Source organism: Acinetobacter sp. ACNIH3 (assembly GCF_002918965.1).
Lineage (GTDB): Bacteria > Pseudomonadota > Gammaproteobacteria > Pseudomonadales > Moraxellaceae > Acinetobacter > Acinetobacter schindleri.
This window is the reverse complement of record NZ_PQLP01000081.1, coordinates 1-5,615: the sequence shown is the minus strand read 5'-3', so window position 1 is coordinate 5,615 and position 5,615 is coordinate 1. Positions and strand designations below refer to the sequence as shown.

Sequence of the window (5,615 nt, the reverse complement as noted above, 5' to 3'; positions counted from 1 at the left end):
CCATGCTAAATTGCCATGCCTTAGCCTTGTGATGGTTTTGCTTTTGCTTTTAAAAAATTGCGTAGCAGTTTTTTGGGGTTAAGGGGATTCCCCTTACGCAACGATGACTTGAACTTTGTTCAAGTCGTAAGTGCGCATTTAATGAAAAACACGATAGCATAAAGCCCGCTTGAATTCCAATTCATAGGGCCTTATGCTTGAGTGGTTTTCTATATCCCGAAATCTGAATCATGACAAAAGCTGCTGAAAATCTCGAAAAGAAAATCGAAGCCCAGTTAGAAAAGCTCAAACAGTTAAAGGCTCGTAAACAAGCTATCGAAGCTAGAGAAAAATCAAAGCAGAAAGAGCAAGAAAGAAAGGACGATACTCGGCGTAAAATTTTGCTCGGTTCTTATTTGATTAAAAAAATGAATGATAATGAAGCCAACAAAGAAAAAATACTCGCTGAACTCAACGAGTATTTAACAGAGGAAAGAGATAGAACGTTATTTAATCTATAAGTTTTAGACTTATTGAAGTACTTCCGATTTAGTCTGATTATTAAGATCACGTAGAGTTAAATTATGTTGATACTCCAGACCCTTCTCATACATATTTGCAAGAGTACATAGCTCTCTATCTGTAATTTTTTTGTCAGCTTTATATTCGTTAAAAACAATAGCAATAGGTGGAATTTTATTAATCTCATCCATAATGACATGAAGTGAATCATAACCCTCAGAATTGGTTTCATTATCAAGGTTTCTTATACCTAAGGCTAACTCATCTTCAGTTAAGTTTAGGAGTTTCGAGGAGCACTCAAAACCTATAGACCGAGCATCTACAATTCTAATTCCTAGAGGCTTATAACCATTCTCATGATTACCTTCTGTATTTTGAAAAATAAGACCCTTGTCGAATAAATCAAGATAATATTTTTTAAGTTCTGGATATGATTCAATATTCGGTTTAAGTTCCCTTTCAAGGGCGTTAAAAACTTCCATTTCTTTGTCGTCTTTTTTATCAAGATAAAAAGCTCTACCCACAAGAATTAGCGTCAAACAAATAAGAATTAAAAGTATCCAAAGAGCTATTTTTTTCATTTTATAAATTACTGATAAATATCAATAAAATTATAGTGCATTTCATAGAAATAATCAGTACTGTGATTAATCCTATAAGTTATTTTTTCATAAATTCCCTTGGAACCCTGCTTTTTCTAAAACAGGATAAACTTCTCTAAATTTTTCAGGTTCTAAAAGCATATCCGCTATACGAATAGCAAATTGTTGATAGCTTTCTGTACCTTGAGAATATTTACTCATTTCTGGCATCTCGGACATTTTTTTGGCAAACAAATGACGTTGAGAATCAGTCAATTTGATAAAAAAGTCAGGGGTGTTTGGATCTCTTTTATCAGCTATCGGCTTTTCAATTCTTGGTTGGTGCTTCTGTTTAAAGCTGAATGAAAAGCTAGTAATAGTACGTCCAGTTTTATGTTGCTCATAACTTACTGTAATGTCGGTATGCTCATTAATTTGTTTAATAGATGGTTCTAATACACGACTTTTGAAGTGATTCATTGCTTTGTATTCATCAGCTGCAATACCTAGTTTTTCCCTGAATTCTGAGAGTTCTATTTTTGGTACTTTGCCAACTTCACGCCACGCAATAAGAAGCTCATATAAGCGTATAGCGTACTTACTGGTAAGCTGAGAAACCTGCTTTAACTGATAGCTAGTAAAGTGTTGCTCAAGCCTTGTAATTAATGGCACTACATCAGGTGCAAAAGTAATTTCTAATATGGCTGAATCATCAATATATTTGATTCGACTTACCCAGCGAGATCGAACAATACCAATTCCTTTTTTTGTTGTTTCTCTAAAAGAAAACTGGCGTTCAAATAAATTATTTACAGCATTTTTTAATGCTTCATAAGCTGTTTCTTTCTTCACATTAAATTGGTTGGCATAGTCACTAGCATGTATCTCTAGTTTGCTATCTGACGTAATTCCTTGCTGGGTTTCACGTGCATTGATAATTGCTAAAAGTATTAAACGCTGCTCTGTTACTTCTAAATTATAACTAGCGTTTATCAAGGCATTATCTTTCACTACTAATCCATTCTTCATATTCAACACGTTATATAATTATGTGCATAAAGACACATTAAATCATTATGTGTCTTTATGCAAGGAATCTGTGTCGTTATAGCAAGGAATCTGTGTCGTTATAGCAAGGAATCTGTGTCGTTATAGCAAGGAATCTGTGTCGTTATTGCCTTTTAAACATAATAATATCAATGATTTAAGAAGGTATAAAAGCATTTAAAAACTTTAAAATATATATAAAAGCCTAAGCAGGCATAAAAACAGCCCTATGCCCTCGCTAAAGCTCGGACGTTTTAACCTCGCTTTGCTCGGTTGAGGGGCTGTTTTTTCAAAGAGGAATTGAGGATTTAATAAAAGAAACTATGCCTTCGCTTCGCTCAGAAGTTTTATGCGAGCTTCGCTCGATCTTAAATCAACTGAAGTACAGTCGCTTTGCTCTGTTAATCCCTTTATTAAGCAAAAGGAATTAATTGTAATCAGAGAGGAAAATATAGGTTTTGATGCTATGTGATCGCTCGTAGACACTCGCTCGGCTCTTATTGGTCACATTAATTTAATTTATGATAAGATTTATATCGTAAACAAAAAGCGAGTGGTTCAGACTCGCTTCTTGTGTTTACCTTCTACGGTTACTTAGTTCTGGCAGGAATTTCAGTATCCGATTTTTCAATATTGATCATGATGTTCATCTTAGTGTTCACAGCTAAGACGCATACTGCTACGGCTAGAATCAGTACTACTGCCCAGCCGTAGACTGGAATGCTTTCGATTAATAAAATAATTTCTGGAATACTCATAAATTAAATCTCTCTTGTTAAGGTTGCGGTTTCGAGCTTTAACGCCCATTGTTTGTAAATTAGTCATGCGAATCTCCGAGACTAACTAGTTAGTAAATTCAATTAGTTACGCTATTAATCTGTTTTAAATTTTCATGCTTCAATTACCTCCTCATCTTCTTCAGTTTCATCTTGTTGCAAGTTAGCCAAGTCCTTTGAATTGACTTCTAAAACGCGTGTTTCCAGTGCATCTTTCAACACTGCTAAAGCATTTGAATGATCAGTGTCAAAAAGTTTTAAAATCACTTTGAATGGATTGATTAAAACAATCAGATCGCCATCAAAGGTTTCTTGCCGTTTGATAAAGCCAAGTTCTTCAAGTTTTTCTATACGTGATTTCCACGTGGTCACTTTACGCTCACCAGAAAATCCGGCTTCTGTAGCTAGAACAATTTTGTTATCTGCCTTAACCACCATTTCATCGAAGCAGCGGCACCAAAGTGAAAAGTACGTCTTAGAAATAGGTTTGTTCGGTGAAAAGTGATCCATGATTAACATGATGATCGGCATACTTCTTGGTACACACACAAACCCCTTACTGTCTTTTGACCAAAAATCTGAGTCAGTCAACTCCGGCCAAAGATTTTTACGACGCTCTTTATAAGTCTTCGCTATCTTTCTTGATCTGGCTGCTTTTCTACGTTCTGACATGTTGTTTCCTTGTTCTAGTTCATAAGACATATATTATTTAAAAAAATCTTACGATTCAAATATTTAGTGGTGTATTAAAAATTAGTGAATATTTAATAAAAATACGTTTTAAAAATTAGATTGTTATATTTATTCTGTTAGATTTCTTGAGTTGTAATTTTTTTTACGAAAATATTTTTCAAGTGATTGAATATAACGGAGAAATATGAAAATTGTGGTTTCAGGGGTATCTCTGGTATCCCTGAGTTATCACTGTATAATTTAATATCTTGGGGGTGATTATTAAGAGGGGGGTATATTTTTAAAAAAGCTTAAAAAAATATAAAAATAATTAGGCAGAAAAGTATGAAAATTGGCTGTTATGAGTGTAAATCTGGGGGGATTAGCTCGATGCTTTGAAATATGGCTTTAGCCATAATTTAAAGTCGAGCAACTTTGCGACTGTCATTGTTGGCAGAATATTGAAAGAAGCAGAGCAAAGTACCAAGCGGCCATTATTTTGGGTCAATCACACAATAATCAGCATTTTTCCCATATCCACACTGTTTTTTTATAATTCTAACGCATGTTTTTCCATCGCATTTTGATAGGTCTAAGCTGTAATTTTTCAGGTTATTCACTTCCGATCTGCGCTGCTGGATTTCATCCATACTTGGCACAAATAAAAATAATGCCAAGAACAGCACCATTACCAACGCTACAAAGGCACTGGCAAACACGGCAATAAATTGATAGTTAAGACGGCTGGTTGCTTTATCTAACTCCTGAATACGGCTCTTTAATGCCCCTATAGCCTGCTTATTTGTCTCCTGTAGCGACTTTTCGGCTTTATCCAGAACCCCACTAGCTACTTGGGTGTAAAACGTCTCTAATCGCTTCTTATCGTCTGCTATGGCTTCTCTGTATTCCTTCATGGAAGCCAATAAAATATACAACTGGTCGTCTAAGTCGTTTTGATTGCTCATAAGGAAGGCCCATCTCTATTCATGCTTTTGCGTTGTTTCAGCTTCATGGCTCTTTCTTGCTGTAGCTTTAACTGCTGCTGATGTTCCAGTTGTAAGCGTTTAGCTTCCTGATCTTTCTTCCATTGCTCGAAACCCTTTTCGACACGGCTGAAGCCTTGTTCTAGGATTTTTTCCTTTTTGGGTTCTTTGTATTGGAGCTGCTGACTGTTTTGCTGTTTGATGTTGTCATTGAAACGGCTAACTTCAGTATCTATGCCCTTCCTGCGTAACTGAGTAACCTTGCTGCCTTCATGTATCGTGGCTTGTAGGCCGTTACCTTGTTCGGCATAGCTACGATGGTCTATTTTTTCTTCGTACCCTGCTTTGTCCAGGGCATAATTTGCAAGGTTTGCCCAGGTGGCTCGAATCTGCTTGATTTCTTCCTGGCTTGTTCCCATGCCTAGGCTTTTTCTTTTGGTGTTACTTAGCTCGATTTCCGCTTTTTGAGTAAGGACCAATTTATTTTCAGGGTCTAATTCTGCTTTGCGAGTTGTCAGCAAGATATGTGCATGATGGTTTTTATCATCTCCACCTTTGCTGGGTGCATGAATCGCTAAATCTGCAACTACCCCATAGCGATCTACTAAGGACTTGGCAAAGTCTTTAGCAAGTTCCTTGCGTTGTTCTTCATCCAATTCATCAGGCAAGGCAATAACCCATTCTCTAGCAGTTCTAGCATCTTTTCTGTTTTCGGTTTTTTCCGCCAGATTCCAGAGTTCGGCACGATCAATTTGAGTATCTAAGTTCGAGATAATTTCGGTATAAGCCACACCTTCTTTTCTCGTAAAGTCGTGCGTTAATCCTGTCCGTTCATCTGTCAATTTTTCTCCTGCACGATAAGCCATAGATGCTACCGCAGTTCGTCCCGAACTGCGATTAACGGTCTTAGTCGTACAGTGATAAATTGCCATGCCTTAGCCTTGTGATGGTTTTGCTTTTGCTTTTAAAAAATTGCGTAGCAGTTTTTTGGGGTTAAGGGGATTCCCCTTACGCAACGATGACTTGAACTTTGTTCAAGTCGTAAGTGCGCATTT

7 protein-coding genes are annotated in these 5,615 nt (G+C 36.5%); 1 reads left to right on the top strand and 6 read right to left on the bottom strand.

Features of this window, described 5'->3' with window-relative positions:
• Window positions 1–230 precede the first annotated feature (230 nt).
• Window positions 231–500 (top strand): hypothetical protein, encoded by a 270-nt coding sequence (locus C3420_RS16205; RefSeq protein ID WP_004282273.1) that lies wholly within the window; start codon window positions 231–233, stop codon window positions 498–500.
• 9 nt (window positions 501–509) lie between these two features.
• Here the strand turns inward: C3420_RS16205 and C3420_RS16200 are convergent, their stop codons facing one another.
• From C3420_RS16200 to mobQ, 6 genes are all read right to left on the bottom strand, one after another.
• Entirely contained in the window at window positions 510–1,082 is a 573-nt protein-coding gene (locus C3420_RS16200; protein WP_103801026.1) for a hypothetical protein, read from the bottom strand.
• 87 nt (window positions 1,083–1,169) lie between these two features.
• Complete coding sequence (gene repM, locus C3420_RS16195; protein ID WP_004282268.1) at window positions 1,170–2,111, bottom strand: replication initiation protein RepM; 942 nt, start codon at window positions 2,109–2,111, stop codon at window positions 1,170–1,172.
• Window positions 2,112–2,719: 608 nt separating this feature from the next.
• Complete coding sequence (locus C3420_RS17450; RefSeq protein WP_004282269.1) at window positions 2,720–2,887, bottom strand: hypothetical protein; 168 nt, start codon at window positions 2,885–2,887, stop codon at window positions 2,720–2,722.
• Window positions 2,888–3,019: 132 nt separating this feature from the next.
• Window positions 3,020–3,577, bottom strand: coding sequence for a hypothetical protein (locus tag C3420_RS16190; protein ID WP_103801027.1), 558 nt, complete (start codon window positions 3,575–3,577; stop codon window positions 3,020–3,022).
• 494 nt (window positions 3,578–4,071) lie between these two features.
• On the bottom strand, window positions 4,072–4,542 hold the full coding sequence (locus tag C3420_RS16185) for a hypothetical protein (RefSeq protein ID WP_004282271.1): 471 nt from the start codon (window positions 4,540–4,542) through the stop codon (window positions 4,072–4,074).
• Entirely contained in the window at window positions 4,539–5,492 is a 954-nt protein-coding gene (mobQ, locus tag C3420_RS16180) for a MobQ family relaxase (RefSeq protein ID WP_004282272.1), read from the bottom strand. Before mobQ ends, C3420_RS16185 begins: the two co-directional genes overlap by 4 nt.
• Window positions 5,493–5,615: the final 123 nt, after the last annotated feature.

What these genes read in the sequence shown, in the direction of transcription:
- C3420_RS16185 (WP_004282271.1), bottom strand. Translation starts at nt 4,542, where the DNA reads ATGAGCAATCAAAACGACTTAGACGACCAGTTGTATATTTTATTGGCT.
- repM (WP_004282268.1), bottom strand. Translation starts at nt 2,111, where the DNA reads ATGAAGAATGGATTAGTAGTGAAAGATAATGCCTTGATAAACGCTAGT.
- C3420_RS16190 (WP_103801027.1), bottom strand. Translation starts at nt 3,577, where the DNA reads ATGTCAGAACGTAGAAAAGCAGCCAGATCAAGAAAGATAGCGAAGACT.
- mobQ (WP_004282272.1), bottom strand. Translation starts at nt 5,492, where the DNA reads ATGGCAATTTATCACTGTACGACTAAGACCGTTAATCGCAGTTCGGGA.
- C3420_RS16205 (WP_004282273.1), top strand. Translation starts at nt 231, where the DNA reads ATGACAAAAGCTGCTGAAAATCTCGAAAAGAAAATCGAAGCCCAGTTA.
- C3420_RS16200 (WP_103801026.1), bottom strand. Translation starts at nt 1,082, where the DNA reads ATGAAAAAAATAGCTCTTTGGATACTTTTAATTCTTATTTGTTTGACG.
- C3420_RS17450 (WP_004282269.1), bottom strand. Translation starts at nt 2,887, where the DNA reads ATGAGTATTCCAGAAATTATTTTATTAATCGAAAGCATTCCAGTCTAC.